This is a genomic window from Nostoc sp., from assembly GCF_036917755.1.
Taxonomy (GTDB): Bacteria; Cyanobacteriota; Cyanobacteriia; order Cyanobacteriales; family Nostocaceae; genus Nostoc.
Genome location: NZ_JBALFC010000009.1, coordinates 1 through 21,185, shown reverse-complemented (window position 1 = coordinate 21,185; position 21,185 = coordinate 1). Strand labels below are relative to the sequence as shown.

The following is a 21,185-nucleotide window of genomic DNA, read 5'->3' as shown; positions in this document are numbered from 1 at the left end:
TTAAATTAACAAACAATATAGAAAATCAAGTGTGGTTCTTGCTCACCGAGCGATCGCAATTTCCGTACTCCGATTTTTCTGATCGGCGAATCAGGCTGTCTAGCCCTTCTTCCAGGCTTGGGGAGGCATCTCGGAGTTGACGGTGCATCCGCAAAATAATTTCTTCAGGAACCTGGCGCGATCGCCTTTTATTGCGTGCCAAACACAACCAAACTGGCGTATCCACCCAAATTCCCCTAATGTGGGTAAAGCCCAAGTCACGGGCTAAAGCAATGACTTCACGACGATGGCGGCGTTGGGCATTGGTGGCATCGAAAATTGCTGTATTACCTGTAGAAATAGCTTGCTGAAATTGCCGCTCAATTTCATGCCAAATCAGCAGCCACGGTCCCTGAATGGCTTGGGAACCGAATAATTGTCCCCGGATGGCATCCGTAGAAATCACTGACATCTGGGGACATTCTACCAGTAATTGTTTTGCCAAAGTTGACTTACCGCTACCTGGAAGACCAATTAACAAGATGAGTTTAGTCATTTGTCCTCTCTTACAAAGTTCTGAGCGCCGGAAGCCGGCGCTCAGAACTTTGCGCTTTGTCATTTGTCCTTTGTTACTTGTAACTATTAACCAATGACTAATGACTAATGACTAATGACTAAATGATCGTTCCATCAGGAATTACAGCATTTTTCAGCACGACAACGATGCCACTGCGGATGTAGAAACCTTGACTTTCGCGGTCAGCTTCTTGCACATTATCTTTATTGATAATTTTGACATCGTGACCGATACTGGCGTTTTTATCGATGATCGCACGGCGAATGAGCGAGTCAGTACCAATACCTACGGGAATGTCACCTTTTTCTACGTTAGATTGCCGTTCTACAGAAGCTTGATAAAAATCTGCACCCATGAGCAAAGACTCTTCGATGACGCAGCCAGATTCAATCCGCGATCGCACTCCTAAAACTGAATGTTGAATGCGGCAATTCTTCAAAATACAACCTTCGCCGATAATTGATTCGGTGATGTGGCAATCTAAAAGTTTAGTCGGAGGTAAGTAACGAGCGCGGGTATAAATTGGCGCTTCTTCATCGTAGAAACTAAAGGGTGGCTGGGGTTGCTGAGTCAGCGCTAAGTTGGCATGATAAAATGCCTCAATTGTTCCAATATCTTCCCAATAGTCATCAAATAGATAAGCTTGAACATTGTAATCCTTAGAAGCATCAGGAATAATTTCTTTACCAAAATCCGTCCGTTCTAAAGATTCTTTCAACAACTTGATCAAAACATCTCTTTTAAAGACATAAATCCCCATTGAGGCGATGTAAGGCTGTAATTGGGCCTGTTCTTTTGTCAATCCCAGGATACTGGTATCGACGCGCATTTTAGTTAAAGCTTCGCCTTTAGGTTTTTCGCTAAAGTCAACAACCCTACCAGAATCGTCAATTTTCATTAAACCAAAATCTGAGGCGCGGCGCTCGTCTATGGGGATGACTGAGAGAGTAATATCAGCACCCGTTTCTCTATGACGCTGGATAAACAGACGGTAATCCATGCGGTAGAGGTGATCCCCTGAGAGAATCAGATATTCGTCTACATTCCATTCTTCTAACAGCCATAGATACTGACGCACAGCATCGGCTGTACCTTGGAACCAGTTGGGGTTTTCTAACGTTTGCTGTGCGGCTAGCACTTCCACAAAGCCTTCGCTGAAGCCACTAAAATTGTAGGTGCGGGCGATGTGACGATTCAGGGAAGCTGAGTTGTATTGTGTCAGGACGTAGATTTTGAATATTTCGGAATTTATGCAGTTACTAACAGGGATATCGATTAAGCGGTACTTCCCCGCTACTGGTACTGCTGGTTTAGCACGGAGTTTGGTTAGGGGATAAAGACGCGTACCCGCGCCACCGCCAAGAATGATTGATAATACTTTTTTCACAAAATTTCTCCCGACTGCCTTTCAACTCTCACTCCCAGTTTAGGACTGTATGTGGCAGCTGGTAAGGGTGATTATATGATTCTTAGGGATGAATTTTCTAGAATGCTGCTGGTGATGAATGACACTGCTAGCAAACAAGAAATTAGAACATTTGTATTAATTGACGGGAAAAGTTGGGGAGCGATCGCGCAGCCAACCCCAGTCGTACTGAATTCTGACTCCTGAATTCTTCTTGATCAAACACTGAAGCTACCTAAACTTTTGCTCTGATTAACCAAACCTAATTGCTGCGATCGCTTCAAATACTTCACCCAAGGTTGCTCTGACAACTGGTAAATCGCATTTGCTGACAGTGTTGCCGTGAAAATATCTTTGCCACTGGTAACACCACTGACGCCTAAACTTGCTAAAACAGCAGTTGCAGCAGAGTCTAAAATTGGTTCAGTATGGATGAAAACTGCTAAACTCGGTTCCTCTGGGTCTTGAGTATCATTGAGCGCTGTCGCCAGGGCGGCATCTAGTTTTTGATAATTCATGAGCAGTAACTTGGTAAAAAGGGCAGGCAATTTTCACCCACCCTACAACTTATCAAATTTATAGGTTGTTATTGCCTACCCTTGTACAGAAATAATATCCATCTTTCTCAGTCTAATTACAGATTTAAGGCGTTAATCACTCCATAACCCCATTTGTGATCAAATGTGCCTGCGGGTTTTCCGGGAATAGCGCTATTTTTACGTAGCAAATCTTTCACAGCAGCCGGATCAAGTTGAGGATCACGCTGCAACATCAGTGCCACTAACCCACTGACTAATGGTGTCGCCATACTTGTACCAGCCTGAACCACAAACTTGGAATTAATCATCGATGAGCGGTCAAAATTTGCATCGGCGGAAAGCGTAGAAACAATCATTGCTCCTGGTGCTGCTACATCGGGCTTCTGTCCATCATTGCGTAGAGGCCCTTCACTACTAAATTCCGAAATAGTATTCAATTCTAAGCCCATTTCTCGCACTTGGTCATCAATATCTGTGTACGTGGCTTTAGTAGTATAGGCGGCAACTGTAATTGCACTGCTGGCGGCTCCTGGCGAACCGATTTTTATCGCATCTTTCACACTTTTGCCTGTGAAAAACACTGAGGAACTGTCATCTAGTGTCCACACATTTAAACATGTGTCAGTTGCAGAAGCATTGCGTACTTTCAACTGCCAAACACCTCCCATTACTGGCGAGGGGTCAATACCACGTATTTGCACAAAGAAATTATGGTCGCTGTTGGCTTTATCTGGCCCTGGTGTCGCTAATTGCACCCGTGCATCTGGTAACTGGTAATCTTGTGCAGCATTACCCTGAGTAATTATTTTTTGGAAGGGGGTGACAAAACCATTAGGACTTTGCAGCGACACTTCCAATTCGCTGTCTTTGGAATACCAACCGTTTAACCAAACTATGCCCACTTGATTCAAAGGAACATTAAAGCGCATACCACGAGTGCGTCCACTGGGTATCGTCGCTTCTCCATGAATGTTATAGTTTCCTTCGTTACCCGCAGCACAGCAAACAATTCTTCCAGGTCCCGTTTCGGCGTTAATGACTTTCGATAAGGAGTCGCTACCATCATGAGCATCAGCGTGTCCACCCAAGCTGAGATTTACCACTGCTGGGCGTCCCAACTCTCTAGCAACTCGGAAAATATAACGAACGCCATCAGCAATGTGGGCATCCTGTAAATCTGACCTGACGACAACTAATTCCGCTTCTGGTGCGACACCGCCATAGTTAGCATCGGCACCGGCGGCAATTCCAGCAACGTGAGTACCATGACCGCCAGTATCCTGAGAAATTGTCAGTTGCGCTCCCGTAAATTCCGCCCCATAGCCGCCCTCCGTCACTCCTGGGCCTGGCAGTGTTTGATCCCAAATGTGTAAAATTCGTCCAGCAAAGGCGGGGTGTTTCGGATCAATGCCACTGTCTATAATGCCAATGATTACTCCTTTACCAGTCAGTCCGGTTTGGTTCTTGAACTCCGGCAGTTTGACTTTTTCCAGTGCTGTGTCCATCCTCAAATGAAGTTTGCGTGATGGCTTAATCCTCTGAATCACATCTTCTTCAGATAAGACATCTAAACTATCCAAGGGTAAGAAAGCCGTCCGCACACTCCCAGAGTTTTGATTAACTTCAATATTATGTTGTGATAAATAACTCAAGTCTGCATCAGGGTCGCAGTAGATAAAAACGACGCTCTTAGTAGGTTTAACTGGACTTTTGTGGGCAATAATCCCAAGGGATTTTTTGTGATGAACTAAAGCTTTATCTCCTTCATTTTGATAGTCTTGAAATGCCAAAAGTAGTCCGGGGGAAAGTTTTTCGTGCCTCATTTTTACCTCAAATTAAATTTATTTTATATCAGCAAAATAGTGATTTTAGCAGGATAAGTCACTTTAGCGTTAACGCGGACTATGTAGTTTTTTACCCTTGATTATTTGATGTGACTATAATCTATTTTTTCAGAGATAACTAGGACTTACGCAAAATATCTCTCAAACTCTGATTTCTCGGTGTCGCGCCAGTTGCTACAAACTCCTCCACCCCCGCAACGCACTGGCTTCTCTGCGCCTGGAGCGGTTCGTTATTCCGTAACTCGTGCGTAAGTCCTAATAACATCAAATAAGCTTAAAAGGCGGGAAGTTATTCTTAAGACAATTGCTAACTTCTAATCGCCTTGATCTGATCCATGCTAGCCAATATCGATTTTGTAACAATTTGAAACCTTTGAGTACAACTAAATGTGCGAAGAGTTGGGCTGGGAAATTAAACGTGCTGGTTCGCTAACTTGAACGCGAGATGATTTAGAGCAAAGAGCAGAGCCAGATAGTAGCTACTACATCCAAAATGAAGCGTTAGTTCGAGATCAAGAAAATATTGAGATAGCGATCGCCCACCCTCAGACTTGGTGTTAGAGGTTGTTTGAAAAGTATTTTTGGTAACATCAAAGCCTCCCAAACCTAACCCCCCTAGCCCCCCTTCCCTACAAGGGAATGGGGGTTTCAAAGCCTCTCTCCGCTTCGGGGAGAGGTTTGGAGAGGGGTTTATAGTATATTTTGTGACTTTTCAAACAACCTCTTAGAGGTGGAACATTCCAGGTCTGCAATAGACAAGCTGAGGCTTTATGCTGCGATCGCAGTCCCCGAATTCTGGTGTTATAACGTTGTGGCAGGACGAGATATTTACTTTATTCTCAGCAACAACTCTTCAACATTAGTAATTAATCCCAACAAATACTAACGATCTTCCACCTGCCCACTCCTCTGTTCCCCGTGCAACTGCGGTATTTACTAGGTATTTTTTCCTAGTTTTGGGGTGGTTTTTAGGGAAACAACTACCCTAATATTACAAAACATCCTGAAATCTATATAAATTAATGGTTTCATCTATCCACATTAGGCTACAACACCTTAGAATGATTCATTGAAAAGTCGAGCCGATGGGATGTACAGCGATTTTGAGTAAAAATACTCCCAAAGGATGATTTTTGTATTTCCGCGAACCGAGATTTCAGTACAGATGTGTCAAGGCGCATCCGTAAATAATCTCAAGTAAACCTTCAGGAGTTTGATATGAACAAGGGTGAATTAGTTGATGCCGTAGCTGAAAAAGCTGGTGTTACCAAAAAACAAGCGGATCAAGTCTTAACTGCCGCTTTGGAAACGATTATTGAAGCGGTTTCCTCTGGTGATAAGGTAACGTTGGTGGGATTTGGCTCATTTGAATCACGGGAACGTAAAGCCCGCGAGGGTCGCAACCCGAAGACAAATGAAAAGATGGAAATTCCAGCGACGAGGGTTCCTGCGTTCTCGGCAGGAAAACTGTTTAGAGAAAAGGTAGCACCCCCAAAAGCATAGGTTCTGTCTTCGGGAACCCTTTTTTAATGCGGCAACCTGCACACGGGGGAAATTTAGCCTGGGCAGCAGCACTGGCTGGCTGTTCCCCTGATGCTATTCTGGATTTTTCTGCTAGCATCAGCCCGTTGGGGCCTCCAAATAGCGCGATCGCTGCTATTAAGTCCCAACTTGGTAATCTTAAGCACTATCCAGACCCAAATTATAGTGAACTGAGACTAGCTCTCAGTCACTTCCATCAACTGCCGCCTGAGTGGATTCTGCCGGGTAACGGCTCCGCAGAATTACTCACTTTAATCGGTAGGGAATTAGCTCAATTAGCCGCGACAATTTTAATAACTCCAGCCTTTGGCGACTACTACCGAACTTTGGTAGCGTACAAGGCTAAAGTGCTGGAGTGTCCTTTGTCATTAGTGAGCCAGTGCGGTCTTGGGGGTTTCCCCCATGAGCAACTGCGAACCCGCAGGGTCACTGGTCATTGGTCATTGGTCATTGGTCATTGGTCATTCGCAAAGGACAAAGGACTATTGCTGAATAATCCCCACAACCCAACCGGAAAGTTATTTTCGCGGGAGTCTATTTTGCCCTACTTGGAGCAATTTGCTTTGGTTGTGGTGGATGAAGCATTTATGGATTTTGTGCCGCCCAATGAGGAACAAAGCCTGATTCCGGTGGTACAGGAATATCCGAATTTAGTAGTATTGCGATCGCTGACCAAATTTTACAGTCTCCCAGGACTGCGATTAGGATATGCGATCGCACACCCCGACTGCCTAGCTAAATGGCAGCTATGGCGTGATCCTTGGCCCGTAAACACGCTAGCGGCGGCGGCGGCAATTGCGGCACTCCAAGATACGGAGTTTCAGCAGCAAACCTGGGCATGGCTACCACCTGCACGAAACCAACTCTTTCAGGGTTTGGCTAAAATCCCCGGATTGCAACCCCAAGCAAGTGCCGCTAACTTTTTACTAGTTGAGTCCCAAGAGTCTACTTCCCAGTTACAGCAACAATTACTCAAGCATCACCAGATTTTAATCCGCGATTGCCTTAGCTTTAAAGAACTAGGCGATCGCTTTTTCCGGGTTGCTGTACGTGAAGAGTCCGATAACCAACGCTTACTAACAGCGCTGAGTGGGGAGTAGGGAGTGGGGAGTGGGGAGTAGGGGAGATGAGGGAGTAGGGAGCAGGGAGCAGGGGAGCAGGGGGACAAGGAAAATAAATATGCCAAATGCCTCATGCTCCATGCCCCATGTCCCATGCCCAATGCCCAATGCCCAATGACAAATGACAAATGACAAATGACTATTGATTATGATGTTGTAATTATTGGCGGCAGTCTTGCTGGATACTACGCTGCCCTTGCTGCAACCCAACTACGTGCTACAGTTGCCCTGGTGGAACCGAAAGTAGACTATGGGTTTACTTATCACCATGCTCTTACCGAAATTGGTAAACTGGCGCAAAAGTTGAATGATGCTGCTAGTTTTGGTATTCATGCCACACATACTCATACCTCAGAAAAATGCCACATCTCTATGGCATGGCAAGAAGCGATGCTGTATGCTGAATGCGTCGTCTCAAATCTCAAAGAACAGCATTCTTCAGCCATCCTAGCGGCGCGGGGAGTCGATGTCATCGTTGGCAGTGGTGAATTTCAATCTTCACCCCAACTGACTTTTGCCGTTAATAATCGCCTACTACGCGCCCGTGCCTATCTGCTGGCCAGTGGTTCGCGTCCAGAAATTCCAGAGATTGACGGATTGCAAGCCACTGGCTACCTAACCCTATCTAATATTTGGCAATCCTTAAAGGGAGCCACATTACCCAAAAATTGGGTGATTATCGGCGGAATTCCCCAAAGCATTGAAATCGCTCAAACTTTAGCGCGGTTTGGTTGCAGTGTGACGCTGGTAGTCAAGCATCCCTATATTCTCCCATATCTAGACCCTGAGATAGCCATGCTGCTTCAGGGGCAGTTGGAAATCGAAGGTGTGCGCGTACTCACCAAAAAATTAGTAACTCAGGTGAGGCTAATTGAGGATAAAAAGTGGGTTCAAGCAGGAGATAAGGCAATTGAAACTGATGAAATTTTAGTGGCGACTGGACATCAGCCGAATCTTGAATCTTTAAATTTGGCAACAGTAGGTGTGAAATGGCATCGGCGTAGCTTAGTGGTGAATGATAAACTGCAAACCACTAATCACCGCATTTACGCTTGTGGTGATGTAATTGGTGGTTACGACTTTGCCAATATCGCTAATTATGAGGCAAAAATTGCGCTGAACAATGCACTCTTTTTCCCCAGGTTACGAGTAGATTATCGCTCCATTCCTTGGGCGATGTTTTCTGTGCCAATGCTGGCACAAGTGGGTTTAACAGAGGCGCAGGCAAAACGCCAATTTGGTCGAGATCAAGTCTTAGTTTTGCGACAGTATTTTAAAACTGTGGCAGCAGCCCAACTTCGGGACGAAACCACTGGTATGTGTAAATTAATTGTGCTATGCAACGGGGAAATTTTGGGAGCTTCGATATTGGGGGCAGAAAGTGGAGAGTTGATTAATTTGATTGCTTTAACAATGTCACAAAAAATTAAAGTCAAAGATTTAGCAAATCTATCTCCCGTCTATCCTAGTTTCTCAGAAATTCTAGAACAAACTGCAAGAGAGTGGAGTAAGCAAAAGTTAAATAGCAATATTGCTTTGCAAGAGTTTTTAGAAGGCTTCTTCCATTTCCGCCGCAACTGGAATTTGTGAGGCTGTGCCAAACCCTTTTAACTTCTTTCTTTCTTTCTTTCTTTCTTTGTGTTCTTTGCTTCCTTTGCGGTTCGTTTTTCTTTCTTGTACTTAAATATAGTTTTATGGTTTAGCGTATCTTCATACAGAATTAGTATAAGCTTCTATCACAACTGCTCAAAGATTTCTCTCTGATGATATCGACAAACTTCTTGCCGTTGTGCAATGAAACAGCCCTGCTACTCAGTTTGGCGAAAGCCTGATTCAGCAAGTTATATCTTAGATTCAAGAATCTCCGTGGCTTTAGCCACGGAGATTGTCAATTATTTATCTGGAAAAGTCTGTACCTTGCCATCAGGACTGAGAACAACTCGAATTCTGACATTTTGTCCGCGTGTATTGGCGGAAACAAAAGGTTTACCAACTTCAGGTATCCCAGCGCTATCAACGAATTCTCTTGCTGCCTTATTAAGGGGAAAAATTCGTTCAATTGTACCGTCAACACTGACTGTCAAACTGTACTCTAAAGCTTGTGCTAGTCCAGTGGGTGGTTGCCAACGCTTTGTGAGGTATTGTCTAGCTTCTGCTACTTGAGGTGTGTCAAATAATGTGCCTGTAGCTACTTCTGTGGATGTGGGGGTTTTGCCTCCATCCCCTAATTGATCGATAAACGGATTATTATCCGCAGTTCTAGAGGTGGGAAGTTGTGAAGCAGGTTTCTCTCCAGCAGAAGTTGGCTGTAGGGAATTGATTTTTTCCTCTAGCTGCTGTTGTGAGTTTAGTGAGGAGGGTTGGGTAAGGGTATTGCCACCATTATTATTGGGTATAGTGCCAAGAGATGGGGGGACTGCTGAGATATTAGTTGGTAAGCTGTCCGTACTAGAAGATAGTCTGGGTGGCAAATTCCGCCGCACAGGGAGATCATCAGTTTGGGGACTGGACGCTGTAAGGTTCTGTCCCACATTTGGTAATATGGCTATTTCCTGGCCTGGGATTTTGCTGGATGGCGCGTTAGCGAAGCTCGCCGAAGGCATCGCTGGATTGCTGGGAAGGGCTGAAATCCTTTTCTGAGGTATACTCAGTGCATTATTTGGAAATAGAGATGAGGGTGTAGAAAAACTAGAACTAGGGGCTGTTAGAGGTGCTTGAGGCAAACTGGATGTGGGCAGTGGAGGAGTGGAACCTAGTAAGTTATCTGATGGAGTGCTGAGTCCGGCTTCCGGCGTGGGAAAGTTTAGTGAGGCTGAAGGTTGTAAAGCCTCCTTTACTGCTGCTGGATCTGCTGTTTTGGCTGTCTGCTGTTGCTTTTCCCTAATGTTGTTAGCATATTGCCAAGTAAATGGTAACAAACCTACACCTAATACTAATACTGCGGCAACAGGCGCCCAAGTCGGGAACCTCAGAGTCGAACTCGTGCTGTTGAGAGTTGGGAGTGCCATGACATCAGTCGAGTATTCATCTAAAGCACTTGCCAAATCAAATAGTTGCAGCAGACTGAGTTTAATTACGGGGCCAGATGAGTGGTTGGCGAGAGAACCGAGAAATAAATTGTGAGTTAAATAACTGCTTGGTTCTAAATGGATATTTGCCCCGGAAATCTGGGTACTAAAGGAATTTAATGTTTTTATTGAGGACTTTAATTCCGGCTCATCCAGTGCTGTGCTTGAATCCTGGGTACCGGAGAAACTGACCCAAAAGCTTTCTGGAGACTGTTGGAGGAATTGCTGTACGTAGCTGGTGACTGCATCACATAAAGCTTCGAGTTGATCGCGATCGCCCCGAATTGGAACTCTGTTTTCTTCTGGTAGTCGGGGATCATCAAAACGTAGCTCAAAGCTCAGGTGCTTGAGGACAGTTTTCCCCATCCAACGGGACAGAGGTGAGCTTTGCGCGAATACTTCTAGGGTGCAAGTCGGGGGTGTGTAGCAACGAATGACAGAATTTGATAGAGGCATGGCAGGAACTGCGAGGAAGACTATTTGGGATTTTGCAAAAAAAGAAAAGTTGGAACGGCGGATTTCTCCACTCAGAACTTTGTCAGGTTCCTTCCGTTATCCAAACTGGTGTGCAAGGAGGAAGCAGTGCTGATAGTGCATCGCCCAAGGGCTAACCATCATCAATAGGGAATCCTTACCTAGCAAACTTTAATGAGCGAATTTTGGTTGAGGGATTTCAAATCTAAAATTTAAAATTTTGTTGAACGGTCTATAAGTGCTAGCCAGAGACGGCGATGCCCACCAGCAGCACTATAAAAAAGTAAATCTACAAGCAGTTTTAGTGCCAGGTTCGTTAGTAAATCCGTTGAGATTTGCTCGTCCTCTTCCATCCGCTCTTGGTAGGTGTTGCAAAAAGCATCAATATAATCTCCAAGTAAAGCAGCCTGGTGAGGTTCCCGGTTATTTTCTGCCATTTGTTCCAACAGACCGACAGCGCGGCGAATCAATTCCTGGTGCTGTTTGGCTAGGTAGCAGATGATCAGAACAAGCGATCGCGCTTCTTCGACATCTAGCTTTTTTCGCCCTCCTTGACCTTTGCGTAGGGGATTTGATTGGCGCAGTCGCCATAAAGCTACGCGATCCGGCACTCTTGACTCTAAATTCAGATCAGTTGCCGCCGAAAGCATAGCCTCTGAACCAATCCCAGTTAAGGTTTCTAGCGCCAATAGCACCAAGTCTAATTGGGTTTTGATATTATCCCATTGAACTGTGTTTGGGGCTGGAAGCTTGATTAAATCCTCCCACTGGGAATTCGGAGTGACTGAGTTGGTGGCCGAGTGCATAACTTTTAGCATAGGTGATCAAGCTGATAGGGGATGTTGCTGTTACCCATTTTGAAACCAGACTCTCAAGCGTCAAGCTTGGTTTCCCATAGCTATAAGCCAGAGGCTTCAGCTAGATTTTTTCTATGTGTAAACAGCAGGTATCTTTGTCTTACTCTAGATGAAAATTTATTTTCGACAAAGTAGAAAATTTTCAATTCCAGTTAAGGTTTACCCGACTTTCGTTGCTAGCTCCGTACAATAGTATAAATAAACAATGTTAAGAATGGTAACAGCCAGTTATCGCTAAGTAATTATTTAGAATTAATACCCTCGCCAAAAAAAGAGGATGAAGAGAGAAGTCTAAGTAGTAGAGTTATTATTTTCTACAACGACAACTCAGCTACTTTCATATTACTCACGCCCCTAGATACTGTCATCCTAAAAATTTTGTCTTCGTCTTTGGAAGTTCTTAGCTTGCTCTTTAGTAACAATTAATAAAGGATGTAAGAACTCTTTACGTCCTTCCTGATTTAGCAACATCAGCACTCCATCAGAATCCTTTCCGAATTCACTTACTACCTTATGTGCGTAATCACAATTGACCTGCCACCACCCCTTGTGTTTACCTATTGTGTATAGTACATAAAAATAAGTATCGGCTGATACGTTTTTTTCAGCACATTTATAACTTACTGCGGCCATTCCAGTACCAAAAGCCACATCTGTCCATGTTAGTATTCCACCTTTATTAGCTGGAGTTTCTGGATTTTTACCTTGCACCATTATGTAGTAAACCCTATCAGTTTGCTCTGAGATATTTGCTGCACCTATATACTCAGCACAAGCTGGGCTATTAGTAAAAAAGCTAAAAGCTGCAATGAAAAGTAGAATCTTGCTCTTCATACTGTTTTTATTCTGTAACTTCTGCTTCATCCTAACTTTGGGTGATGAAATATAGCAGTTCTCGTTTGGATGCAACACATGGTAGGGGCACAGCATTGCTCATGCGTGTCAACTTAGAGCCAGGGCGAATAGAATTCGCGGCTACACAAACAAAGTCCACCTCCGTGGACTAAGACAAAATCAAGCTTTTATAACCCACGGAGGTGGGTTTTGCCTGTGTAGACGCGGTTTTTAACCGCCCTTTTAACGTTAAATTGACACCAATGGCTTTTCCGTCCCAATGGCTTTTCCGTCCACCCCACAAGACTTTCATTAAAATTAGATGTGTAAACTAGATGTGGAACAGCTTATTAACTGATATTACTTGACTGGACGCAGAAGTGTAATTTTGCCCATGCTAGTCTCTTGACTGAGTTGCGCCACGTAGAGATATCCATTAGTGGGATTCTCAACCAAATCCAATGGACTTGGGTTAAAACCGGTGAAGCCAGTAATACCCGTTTGGAAATCTATAATATCCAAGTTTGCGCCACCTGGTGTTAGTACAATGATGTCTCTACCAGCACTGAAGCGTGTCACTAGCAGTTTGCCTTGCAACTTGCCACCTAAAACATTACTGCGGTATTCAATAATCCCATCCGGGGAAAAATGCTCTCCAAAATCGAAGGCAATACCCTTCCAATTTCGGTCAGGTAGAGTACCAATGGGATATTCATTTATCTGATCTGGGTCTGTACCAGCTGTGGGATTTCCGCCGTTCAACACCCACTCACAACGCTGAGGATTTGGATGACCATAATAACCATTTTTAACAACGCGAAACAGATAATCTCGCTGGGTATTTATATTGCTAAGGAGAGGCACAGATGGACTAGTATAAGCCCCATTAGTCGCTTTATCGATCCGGTTTTGGCAGGCAACAGGTAGGGGGATAGGTGTCTTTGGCGTATTACCACCAGCTGCTGAACCATTCGCTGGTGCATACAACTGACCATTGGTGTGCCAAACCAGATCGTAGGCATTACGTATACCGCTAGCAAAGATAGTTACAGCTGCTCCCTGTTCAAAGGGGTTATAAGTACCTCCATCCTCTGTCTTAACGCTTAAAGGAGGTGAGGTGATCTTGGACAGGTCAACTCGTAATATAGCAGCAGTTAACAACCGCTCAGGACGATTACTCCAGACCTTGTTTGGTGCGCCCGTACTACTATTACTACCCTGCGACACATACAGCACATTTGGCTCATTTGGCTTAAACTGAATGCTGTTGGTTAGATGATCCCGGCTCGAACGTGGTAAATCAACCACGTAGTCTTGTACTGTCTCTAGCTTGGAACCGCTCAATCGGGTAATTTTACCACTCCACTCCGGTGCCTTACCAGTTCCATCCCAGTAGTAGTTGTTTGTTACCCATAAAATTAGGTTGCTAGCATTTGTTGATGAGGGATCAAAGTGCATACCAATGATAGTTCGGTTGCCACCATTTGCAGTCTGCAATGAGGAAATCGTTTGTGGCTTACCCAGGATGCCATTAGCATTAATCGGGAAGCGCAAAATCTCACCTAGTAAGGTGGCAGCATAAAGTTTATTGTCAGGCCCAATGGATAATGTGGTGTAAGGTTTGGCAGGTACATTCTTTAGTGAGATTTGCTCAAAAGTAATATTGCTTCGAGATAGGGGTTTGGTGCCTATTGTGAAACTGATGCTATAGGGTAAGAATTTAGCACCATTGCTGTCTCTAACCCCGTCGGTGATTTCTAACAGATATTTGGTATTATTCTTGAGATGATTTATTGGGGAGACTACAATTACATCTCCGCCACCCGAAGTGTTGTAATTGGCATCGACTTGTGTATTAGTGCTGCTATCGATCAGCTTGATGGTTGAGGCTGAAAGGGTATTAACCGCAATCCCACTGTTGGGGAGATTCAAGTCTGCTGTAATCGAAATATCTGGTGAAACATTTGTCTGACTATCAGTAAGATTAATCGTTCTGATCGAGGGACGTTTACTCCCTGCGATCGCAATATAGTTGAGCTTGCTATTCCTACCATCTTGAGCATCAATTGTCAGCTTGCCGTCGGTAACATGATCATTGTCGGCTTGACCAATGTCTTTAATATACCCAGATGGTAGAGGAGCATTATTTAGTTGAAAATTAATCCCCAAAACAATTAATGCCAGTATTTTGGGTTTGATCTGATAAATCATATATACCTTACTGTTCTAGTTGCAGTTGAGTATACAGTTAGGAGCTTGATTTTTACTGCCAGGGTGGGAAGCGATCAATTAATATGAGCAATGGTGACACCGGTGCCGCCGTCTGCTTGTTCTGCTGGTTCGTAGTTGTTCACTCTGGAATGCTGTTGCAAAAAGGCGTGAACTCCTTGTCGCAGTTTACCAGTGCCGTATCCGTGAATAATCCAGACTGGGCCTGTAGCTTCCGAAATGGCTTTATCTAAAATGTATTCGGCATCAGCTACCCGCTTACCACGCAAATCGATGGTATTTTGGGAAGTCCGAATTTCTGGGACACTTTGGGGTGGTGGCGTTACTGCTACTGGGGCTGGTTTCGGTTTGACGACTGGTTCGGGTTTTTGACCATCTAGAGATTCGACGTCTTGTAACTTCACAGTCATCTTCATTAGCCCAAAGCGAACGCTTAACTCCCCATCTTGATCAGGGGCGGTAATCACTTCTGCTATCTGTCCGAGTTTGGGAACACGCAGGCGATCGCCTACTTTGGGCATAAACCCAGCTTTTGGTTTTACTGGCGTTGCTGGCTGATATTGCTGGCCAATTTGATTCAAAGCATTAGTTGCTTGCTGGGCTTCTTGGGCTGTGGGCGTACCTTTCTGCAAACGGCGAATTACTTGGGCAATTTCACTTTTTGCCTGAGCGATCGCTTGTTGGACTGCTACTTCCTGTGAAGCCCGTAAACTGCTTTCCCTCTCCTCCAAACTTGCGGCTTTTGCGGATACTTCTTTGTATAAACGTTCCGCTTGCTGCAACAAACTTTGGGCTTCCGCAGCTTTGGTTTCCTGGCGACGACGTTGTGCTTCTAAGCCAGCAATCACCTGGTTAACTTCATCTGTGGCCTGTCCCACTTGGGTTTTCGCCTCTTCTACCACTTCTGGTTTTAATCCCAAGCGCAGGGCAATAGTTAAGGCGTTAGAACGTCCGGGGATGCCCCACAACAGACGGTAAGTAGGTGAGAGAGTACTTTCGTCAAATTCTACAGAGGCATTTTCAAACCGCTCATCTTCGTATTTCAGGGCTTTTAGTTCGCCGAAGTGAGTGGTGGCGATCGTTAGCTGGGCATGGTTGGCTAAATATTGCAACAAGGCGATCGCTAAGGCGCTACCTTCAACTGGATCAGTACCTGCGCCGACTTCATCGAGTAAAACTAGGGAATTGGGCATAGGGCATGGGGCATGGGGCATGGGGTATGAGGCATTGGACTCTCCCTCATCTCCCTCATCTCCCCCACTGCCTAATGCTTCTAAAATCCGACTAATCCGGCGGATATGACCGGAGAATGTGGATAAACTTTGTTGTAAGGATTGTTCATCGCCAATATCTGCTAGCACTTGATCAAACCAAGGTATTTCTACTGGTTCGCGGGCGGGGACAAATAAACCCACTTTCGCCATCAATGCTGCTAATCCCAAAGTTTTTAAGGTTACAGTTTTACCGCCAGTATTTGGCCCAGTAATCGTCACTACCCGAATTTGCGGACTAATCAGCAAATCTACAGGAACTACTGGTTGCCCTTGTTCGTGCTGTTGTTGCCACACTAATAGAGGATGTCGTAACTTCCGCAAGGTAATGATTTCATTGTCTTGACGCTGGATAAATCGCGGCGGATTGGCTCCTAGCCAGTAACTATACCGTGATCTAGCGGTTGCCAGATCCAAAGTGGTAGCGATCGCTAACAACCTCTCTAAATCTGGTTTGACTGCGGCTACAAGTTCGGTCAAAAGGCGGCGAACCGCTTCTTCTTCGGCTTGCTCTCTTCTGATGATCTGCCGCAGTTGGTTGCCCAGAGGCACTACTGAATTCGGTTCTACGTACAGGGTGGCACCGCTAGTAGAGGTATCGTGGACAATACCGGGGATGGCATCTTTTTGGGGTGCTTTCACGGGGATGACAAAGCGATCGCTCCGTTGCGTAATCAGCTGTTCTTGAACTGCCCCAGCTTTTGCCTGTAAGATATTTTGCAGCTTTTGAGTAATTTGAGTGCGTAATCGCCGCAAGTCTGTGCGAATTTCTCCCAGTTTTTGACTCGCGCGGTCAGTTACCTGGGACCGTTCATCAATACATCGGTGAATTTCTTGTTCTAGTTCTGGATAAGTCCGCAAATCGGCAACCAACTCAGTAAGTATCGGCAAATCTTCCTGATTGTCAATCACACGGCGCAAATTTCTGACACCAGCGAGGGTGGTGGCGATCGCTAACAGTTCATCCCCTGTCAAAATTCCGCCGCGTTCTGCCCGTTCTAGGGAATCGCCAATATCTTGAATTCCCTCAAATGAGAGTCCTGTGGTGAGGCGAGTTTCCAGTTGGTAGACTTCTTTGGTTTGCTCTAGCAACTGTTCGCTTTCAGTCTGAGAATCGGGTATTTTCAGATGACGCGCAGCTGTCGCCCCCAGCTTAGTTGCCGCAAATGTGGCAAGGTGCTGGCAGAGGCGATGCCATTCTAATAGTTCTAAGGTTTCAGATTGGATCAAGGTTTCAACATCTAATCTGAATTTATCGTAACAATTCTAGCTCCTAGATGGATAAATCTTAAAGGAGAAAATTTTGCTTTAGTCAAATTAGCCAGCTAGTGCGTGGCAATAACCAAGTAATAATTGACACATCAAGCTATCTTTCCTGAGAAACTATTCCAATTTGTAATACAAGATTTATTTATCCCCAAAAGTTTATTAATCTTAGAGTAGGATTCAACCTCTAGCGCCATTTTTACTGCCATTGCCCGTTTCAGTTCCCTCGACTCTGGATGGCTATGAATAAACTCTATTAAAATTGCTATTCTCTCTAATTTTTGTTGTTGTTCTAGTAAAAAGTTATTCATTGGATAATCGAGCATCAAGTATGACGTTACACTTATTATGCGTAAACTACTAATTGATACAGATACTGCTTCTGATGATGCTGTAGCAATTATGATGGCCCATTCTTGGACAGATGTACAAGTTGTTGCAATAACAATTGTTAATGGAAATGTGTCTGTTCAACAGGGTTTGAAAAATGCACTGTACACGTTAGAAACTTGTAAGGCTACTACACCTGTGTATGTTGGGTGTAAAAAACCAATTCTAAGAAAAAGTAATTATGCTGAATGGTTTCATGGCAAAGATGGCATGGGAAATATGTACTATCCCGATTCACATATCAAACCCAAAATGTCACATGCAACTGATGCAATCATAGATTTACTAAAAACTTATCCTGATGAAATTACCCTCGTTACCTTGGGGCCTCTTACAAATATTGCTATTGCATTAAGCCGTGCTCCTGAAATTGCTTCCCTAGTTCCTCGCTGTGTAGTAATGGGTGGATCTGCTAATACAGTTGGTAATGTTACACCTGCTGCTGAATACAATATTTGGGTAGATCCAGAAGCAGCAAAGGTCGTTTTTCATAGTGGAATGCCAATTGAAATGGTTGGTTGGGAACTCAGCCGATATACTGCCGCATTGACCTCTACTGAAATCGACATGATTGAGGCTTTCGGAACAGATAAATCGCTTTTAGCAGTGAATAGCAATCGATTTTCTTTTGAAGCTTCTAGAAAACTACAAGGAGCTATTGGATTAACACTAGCAGATCCAGTAGCGATGGCAGTTGCTCTTGATCCTACGATTGTAACCCGTCAAGACAAATATTTTGTAGATGTAGAAATAACAAGTGATCTAACTCGCGGTATGACAGTTATTGATGAATTAGATGTCCTTCATAAAGAACCAAATATAACTGTAGTTCGAGAAATTGATATACCAAGATGGAAAGAGATTTTATATAGTTGCTTAAGAAAATAAGCGATTAGTATTGCAGGTCGCTACATTTAACTCTCCAATGGCTAGAAGCTGAAATCTAATACCAAAATAGTTTCCCTAACTCAACACCTTAGCAGTTTGGAAAATGTCGGGAATTGGTAGTTAGGCAACATCTCTCTAGCAGAGTCTACACAGGAAGAATTAAGCCAACATTAGCGATCGCCGCGTGATAGACTGTCCATTGGACACTTATTTATATGGCGGTAGAAATCGATCCATTCCCTATTGCTGCGCTCCTCAGGTTGAGATATGGGTCAAAACTGCAAAAGTATAGCCAACACCAACTTTCCAGGAAAGCACTACAGAAACTAATTAAGCAGCGACTATTTCCTGCACCAAAACGTAAGGCTGGACGATGAGAGTATTAAATCGCTTACTGCGCTCAAGATTCCATTCTCCCACCTGTACTATCGTGGGTTTAGTAATCAATAGCTCATCAATCCACTGTTGCACTGATGGAATGCGATCGCTAGCGATCGCTACTCCAACATCCAGCAAGTTTAACTCAGGTGCCACCAAAATTACTGCATCTCGTTGTACATGAGGAATTAGCCACTCCCACTCTGCCTCATCCAAAATTTCTGTTAATTCCGCTCTTAAATCCGACATCATTCCCCAATCTTTATTTGTAGATGGCTCTTTTTACATTATTAACTAAAAGGTACTTCCTGACCAAAAATTAATAACTAAACTTCTGATTTCATTTCATCAATTTCAAATAAAGATACAATTACTCCAGCAATGGGGATAGATATAAAAACACCTAGTAATCCTGCGACTTTAGCGCCTACTAGCAAAGCAAAAAATACCACTACAGGATTAAGATTCAGCGCATCTTGCATAATTCTGGGCGCAATCAAGTTGTCTTGTATCTGCTGGAGGACAATACAAGCTATCAAGACTTTCAATGCTAACCAAACACCTTGAGACAACACAAATAGAGTCACTGCGCTTACTCCTAATGTTGCTCCTATGCCAGGAATGATATCAACAATTCCGACTATCACTGATAATATCAAAGGAAAAGGCACTTTTAATATTAAAAAAACTAGGAAAGTCGTAGTTGTGAGAAATGCACTTAATAATAACTGACCTCTAAAAAATCCGAGAAAGGAGCGTCTGATTATATTTGTAAATCTATTGCGGCGCTGTTTTGGGACTATTTTTATGATAAAATTCCACAGATTGTCTCCATCTAATAGCATGAAAAACGCCACAACTGCAATTAAGATAAATGTCACAAAGTTATTCATAAACCCTTGTAAAATAGCTAAACTAGTAACAAGAGTTGATACAGCTTGGTTTCGTAATTGTTCTTGAAGAAAACTTAAATCTATCTGCAAATTACGGTTTCGCAAAAACCCTTCTAGTCGCTCTAATAGAGGTATTAAAGAATTTACAAACCCAGTTATACTGTCAATTAATTGTTGTCCTTGAGATAAAACCGTTAAGCCCACGGTAATTATCAGGCTGCCAATAATCACAATACTGAGCAGGAAAACGACACCAACGGCTACACTGTGGAGCAAAAAACGCCGCAGCCATTGTACAGGATAGCTGAGTAAAAAGGCCAAAATTGCAGCAAATGTAAAAATAACAATGACCGCTTCAAAGTAAGCTAAAAGTTGTACAATTGCCCAGCCAGAAGCAAGCAAAAGCAAAAAGCGGACTAACGCCAGATTATTTAATCGCTCCCAAAAATTTTTGGCTTCAAAGCCGCTCATATCAATTTTAGATTTTGGATTTTAGATTTTGGATTAAAAGCATTTACTAAGTTGACTTTAAAGATACAAAAGTTAAGTGGCGTAGTTTACCCCCGTAGGCATCGCTACCTCCCGAAAGCATATATCTGAGCTTGTCTAACTTATCGTCCTAAATCATGCATCTCGTTAATTACTGTGGCACACTTTTGGGTCAATGCTTCCAATTCCTCTTTATTAGTGGAACTGGGAGCATCAATCAAGTTACCAATTCTCACAGTGATGGGAACTGCGCGAGGTATTTTCGAGCCTTTTTCTAAAATCGCCTCAGTACCCCAGACACTTACTGGTAAGATTGGGGCTTTTGCTTTCGCCGCCAGCAGCAATGCGCCTCTTTTGGGGTCTGTAATTCGACCATCTGGGGTGCGGGTACCTTGCAAGAAAACACCGACAGCCCAACCGTTATCGAGGTATTCTAGAGCGGAACGGATGGCAGTGCGATCGGCATTTCCCCGACTCACCGGATAAGCACCATACAATTTAATCGCTTGTGCCAAAATGGGGATATTAAATAATTCTTCCTTAGCCATGTACGCCACTGGACGACGTACACAGTTGGAGACAATCGGTGGGTCAAAGTAACTAGCATGATTACTCACTACCAGCAACGGCCCTGATGGGGGGACATTTTCCGTACCATAAATCTGGCCCCGAAAGTAAGCGTGAAGCATGGGGCTGACGACCGACCATTTAAAGGCGTGGTAAAGTGCCAGACTGATAAACGGTTCGCGGTTTTTGTCCACAGAAGATAATGCAAATCAGACTAAATTTAGCATAAGCGATCGCAAGTCCCAGAGCAAACTTAACAAAGCGTGTAGAAACGCAAGCTACTGATTTCGACAATTTCAGTTGAGGCTTAGTGAGCTTTTTACTACATTCCCTAGCTTTTAAAATATCCTTTTAGGGGCTTCCAATAAAAAAATATCCAATCTATGCGTTAGCCAAAACGCCGTAACGCATCGTGAAATCAGATAGATATGGTGCGTTAACCAAGTTAAACGCACCCTACGAATATCGAATAATTTATTTTGGCTCTCCCAGACTAAATATGTTAAATTAACAACAGAAATGCCAGTTTAGTAAAATCCTTCTCCTAAAACTATTAAAGTTAGTTAAGCCATAA

General features: G+C 43.8%; 20 protein-coding genes and 1 pseudogene. 8 read left to right on the top strand and 13 right to left on the bottom strand.

Features of this window, described 5'->3' with window-relative positions:
* Nucleotides 1-25: 25 nt before the first annotated feature.
* The gene (locus V7L05_RS02360) at nucleotides 26-535 is read right to left on the bottom strand and encodes an AAA family ATPase (protein WP_335161450.1); all 510 of its coding nucleotides are present in this window, start codon (nucleotides 533-535) and stop codon (nucleotides 26-28) included.
* Between the two features lie 118 nt (nucleotides 536-653).
* Nucleotides 654-1,943, bottom strand: coding sequence for a glucose-1-phosphate adenylyltransferase (locus V7L05_RS02355; protein WP_334951075.1), 1,290 nt, complete (start codon nucleotides 1,941-1,943; stop codon nucleotides 654-656).
* Between the two features lie 75 nt (nucleotides 1,944-2,018).
* Here V7L05_RS02355 and V7L05_RS02350 point away from each other — a divergent pair, with 75 nt between their 5' ends.
* Complete coding sequence (locus V7L05_RS02350; RefSeq protein ID WP_335161448.1) at nucleotides 2,019-2,168, top strand: hypothetical protein; 150 nt, start codon at nucleotides 2,019-2,021, stop codon at nucleotides 2,166-2,168.
* Between the two features lie 11 nt (nucleotides 2,169-2,179).
* Here V7L05_RS02350 and V7L05_RS02345 read toward each other — a convergent pair whose 3' ends face one another.
* Nucleotides 2,180-2,479, bottom strand: coding sequence for a hypothetical protein (locus V7L05_RS02345; RefSeq protein ID WP_335161446.1), 300 nt, complete (start codon nucleotides 2,477-2,479; stop codon nucleotides 2,180-2,182).
* Between the two features lie 116 nt (nucleotides 2,480-2,595).
* Nucleotides 2,596-4,323 (bottom strand): S8 family serine peptidase, encoded by a 1,728-nt coding sequence (locus V7L05_RS02340; protein ID WP_335161444.1) that lies wholly within the window; start codon nucleotides 4,321-4,323, stop codon nucleotides 2,596-2,598.
* A 408-nt stretch (nucleotides 4,324-4,731) separates the two neighbouring features.
* Here V7L05_RS02340 and V7L05_RS02335 point away from each other — a divergent pair.
* The 6 genes and pseudogenes from V7L05_RS02335 to V7L05_RS02310 all read left to right on the top strand — a co-directional run.
* Nucleotides 4,732-4,910, top strand: a pseudogene (locus V7L05_RS02335) (Uma2 family endonuclease); the annotation flags it as partial.
* A gap of 164 nt (nucleotides 4,911-5,074) precedes the next feature.
* The gene (locus V7L05_RS02330) at nucleotides 5,075-5,230 is read left to right on the top strand and encodes a hypothetical protein (RefSeq protein WP_335161442.1); all 156 of its coding nucleotides are present in this window, start codon (nucleotides 5,075-5,077) and stop codon (nucleotides 5,228-5,230) included.
* A gap of 332 nt (nucleotides 5,231-5,562) precedes the next feature.
* Nucleotides 5,563-5,847 carry an HU family DNA-binding protein gene (locus tag V7L05_RS02325; RefSeq protein WP_292753636.1) on the top strand — a complete coding sequence of 95 codons (285 nt, stop codon included), beginning with the start codon at nucleotides 5,563-5,565 and terminating at the stop codon, nucleotides 5,845-5,847.
* A 26-nt stretch (nucleotides 5,848-5,873) separates the two neighbouring features.
* On the top strand, nucleotides 5,874-6,986 hold the full coding sequence (cobD, locus tag V7L05_RS02320; protein WP_335161440.1) for a threonine-phosphate decarboxylase CobD: 1,113 nt from the start codon (nucleotides 5,874-5,876) through the stop codon (nucleotides 6,984-6,986).
* A gap of 10 nt (nucleotides 6,987-6,996) precedes the next feature.
* Complete coding sequence (locus V7L05_RS02315) at nucleotides 6,997-7,125, top strand: histidine kinase (RefSeq protein ID WP_335161438.1); 129 nt, start codon at nucleotides 6,997-6,999, stop codon at nucleotides 7,123-7,125.
* A 17-nt stretch (nucleotides 7,126-7,142) separates the two neighbouring features.
* Nucleotides 7,143-8,597, top strand: a complete 1,455-nt coding sequence (locus V7L05_RS02310) for a dihydrolipoyl dehydrogenase family protein (RefSeq protein WP_335161436.1) — start codon at nucleotides 7,143-7,145, stop codon at nucleotides 8,595-8,597.
* A gap of 302 nt (nucleotides 8,598-8,899) precedes the next feature.
* Here the strand turns inward: V7L05_RS02310 and V7L05_RS02305 are convergent, their stop codons facing one another.
* The 6 genes from V7L05_RS02305 to V7L05_RS02280 form a co-directional block, all read right to left on the bottom strand.
* Nucleotides 8,900-10,531: a DUF4335 domain-containing protein gene (locus V7L05_RS02305; RefSeq protein WP_335161434.1), complete on the bottom strand. Its 1,632-nt coding sequence runs from the start codon at nucleotides 10,529-10,531 to the stop codon at nucleotides 8,900-8,902.
* Between the two features lie 230 nt (nucleotides 10,532-10,761).
* A complete protein-coding gene (locus V7L05_RS02300; RefSeq protein WP_335161432.1) occupies nucleotides 10,762-11,367 on the bottom strand; it encodes a DUF3038 domain-containing protein in 606 nt (201 codons plus the stop codon).
* A 408-nt stretch (nucleotides 11,368-11,775) separates the two neighbouring features.
* Entirely contained in the window at nucleotides 11,776-12,240 is a 465-nt protein-coding gene (locus tag V7L05_RS02295; protein ID WP_335161430.1) for a hypothetical protein, read from the bottom strand.
* Between the two features lie 360 nt (nucleotides 12,241-12,600).
* Nucleotides 12,601-14,451 carry an Ig-like domain-containing protein gene (locus tag V7L05_RS02290; protein WP_335161428.1) on the bottom strand — a complete coding sequence of 617 codons (1,851 nt, stop codon included), beginning with the start codon at nucleotides 14,449-14,451 and terminating at the stop codon, nucleotides 12,601-12,603.
* Between the two features lie 74 nt (nucleotides 14,452-14,525).
* Complete coding sequence (locus V7L05_RS02285) at nucleotides 14,526-16,970, bottom strand: endonuclease MutS2 (RefSeq protein WP_335161426.1); 2,445 nt, start codon at nucleotides 16,968-16,970, stop codon at nucleotides 14,526-14,528.
* A gap of 131 nt (nucleotides 16,971-17,101) precedes the next feature.
* A complete protein-coding gene (locus V7L05_RS02280; RefSeq protein WP_335161424.1) occupies nucleotides 17,102-17,317 on the bottom strand; it encodes a helix-turn-helix domain-containing protein in 216 nt (71 codons plus the stop codon).
* Nucleotides 17,318-17,354: 37 nt separating this feature from the next.
* Here V7L05_RS02280 and V7L05_RS02275 point away from each other — a divergent pair, with 37 nt between their 5' ends.
* Nucleotides 17,355-18,284 (top strand): nucleoside hydrolase, encoded by a 930-nt coding sequence (locus V7L05_RS02275; protein ID WP_335161422.1) that lies wholly within the window; start codon nucleotides 17,355-17,357, stop codon nucleotides 18,282-18,284.
* Between the two features lie 330 nt (nucleotides 18,285-18,614).
* Here V7L05_RS02275 and V7L05_RS02270 read toward each other — a convergent pair whose 3' ends face one another.
* From V7L05_RS02270 to V7L05_RS02260, 3 genes are all read right to left on the bottom strand, one after another.
* Complete coding sequence (locus tag V7L05_RS02270; RefSeq protein ID WP_335161828.1) at nucleotides 18,615-18,911, bottom strand: DUF2288 domain-containing protein; 297 nt, start codon at nucleotides 18,909-18,911, stop codon at nucleotides 18,615-18,617.
* A 77-nt stretch (nucleotides 18,912-18,988) separates the two neighbouring features.
* Nucleotides 18,989-20,026 (bottom strand): AI-2E family transporter, encoded by a 1,038-nt coding sequence (locus tag V7L05_RS02265; protein WP_335161420.1) that lies wholly within the window; start codon nucleotides 20,024-20,026, stop codon nucleotides 18,989-18,991.
* A gap of 140 nt (nucleotides 20,027-20,166) precedes the next feature.
* Nucleotides 20,167-20,805 (bottom strand): lysophospholipid acyltransferase family protein, encoded by a 639-nt coding sequence (locus V7L05_RS02260; RefSeq protein ID WP_335161418.1) that lies wholly within the window; start codon nucleotides 20,803-20,805, stop codon nucleotides 20,167-20,169.
* Nucleotides 20,806-21,185: the final 380 nt, after the last annotated feature.

Excerpts from the sequence above, each read along its gene's own strand:
- V7L05_RS02345 (WP_335161446.1), bottom strand. The coding sequence starts at position 2,479 with ATGAATTATCAAAAACTAGATGCCGCCCTGGCGACAGCGCTCAATGAT.
- V7L05_RS02280 (WP_335161424.1), bottom strand. The coding sequence starts at position 17,317 with ATGAATAACTTTTTACTAGAACAACAACAAAAATTAGAGAGAATAGCA.
- V7L05_RS02265 (WP_335161420.1), bottom strand. The coding sequence starts at position 20,026 with ATGAGCGGCTTTGAAGCCAAAAATTTTTGGGAGCGATTAAATAATCTG.
- V7L05_RS02340 (WP_335161444.1), bottom strand. The coding sequence starts at position 4,323 with ATGAGGCACGAAAAACTTTCCCCCGGACTACTTTTGGCATTTCAAGAC.
- V7L05_RS02295 (WP_335161430.1), bottom strand. The coding sequence starts at position 12,240 with ATGAAGAGCAAGATTCTACTTTTCATTGCAGCTTTTAGCTTTTTTACT.
- V7L05_RS02270 (WP_335161828.1), bottom strand. The coding sequence starts at position 18,911 with ATGTCGGATTTAAGAGCGGAATTAACAGAAATTTTGGATGAGGCAGAG.
- V7L05_RS02360 (WP_335161450.1), bottom strand. The coding sequence starts at position 535 with ATGACTAAACTCATCTTGTTAATTGGTCTTCCAGGTAGCGGTAAGTCA.
- V7L05_RS02290 (WP_335161428.1), bottom strand. The coding sequence starts at position 14,451 with ATGATTTATCAGATCAAACCCAAAATACTGGCATTAATTGTTTTGGGG.
- V7L05_RS02300 (WP_335161432.1), bottom strand. The coding sequence starts at position 11,367 with ATGCTAAAAGTTATGCACTCGGCCACCAACTCAGTCACTCCGAATTCC.
- V7L05_RS02350 (WP_335161448.1), top strand. The coding sequence starts at position 2,019 with ATGATTCTTAGGGATGAATTTTCTAGAATGCTGCTGGTGATGAATGAC.
- V7L05_RS02275 (WP_335161422.1), top strand. The coding sequence starts at position 17,355 with ATGCGTAAACTACTAATTGATACAGATACTGCTTCTGATGATGCTGTA.
- cobD (WP_335161440.1), top strand. The coding sequence starts at position 5,874 with ATGCGGCAACCTGCACACGGGGGAAATTTAGCCTGGGCAGCAGCACTG.
- V7L05_RS02310 (WP_335161436.1), top strand. The coding sequence starts at position 7,143 with ATGACTATTGATTATGATGTTGTAATTATTGGCGGCAGTCTTGCTGGA.
- V7L05_RS02305 (WP_335161434.1), bottom strand. The coding sequence starts at position 10,531 with ATGCCTCTATCAAATTCTGTCATTCGTTGCTACACACCCCCGACTTGC.
- V7L05_RS02325 (WP_292753636.1), top strand. The coding sequence starts at position 5,563 with ATGAACAAGGGTGAATTAGTTGATGCCGTAGCTGAAAAAGCTGGTGTT.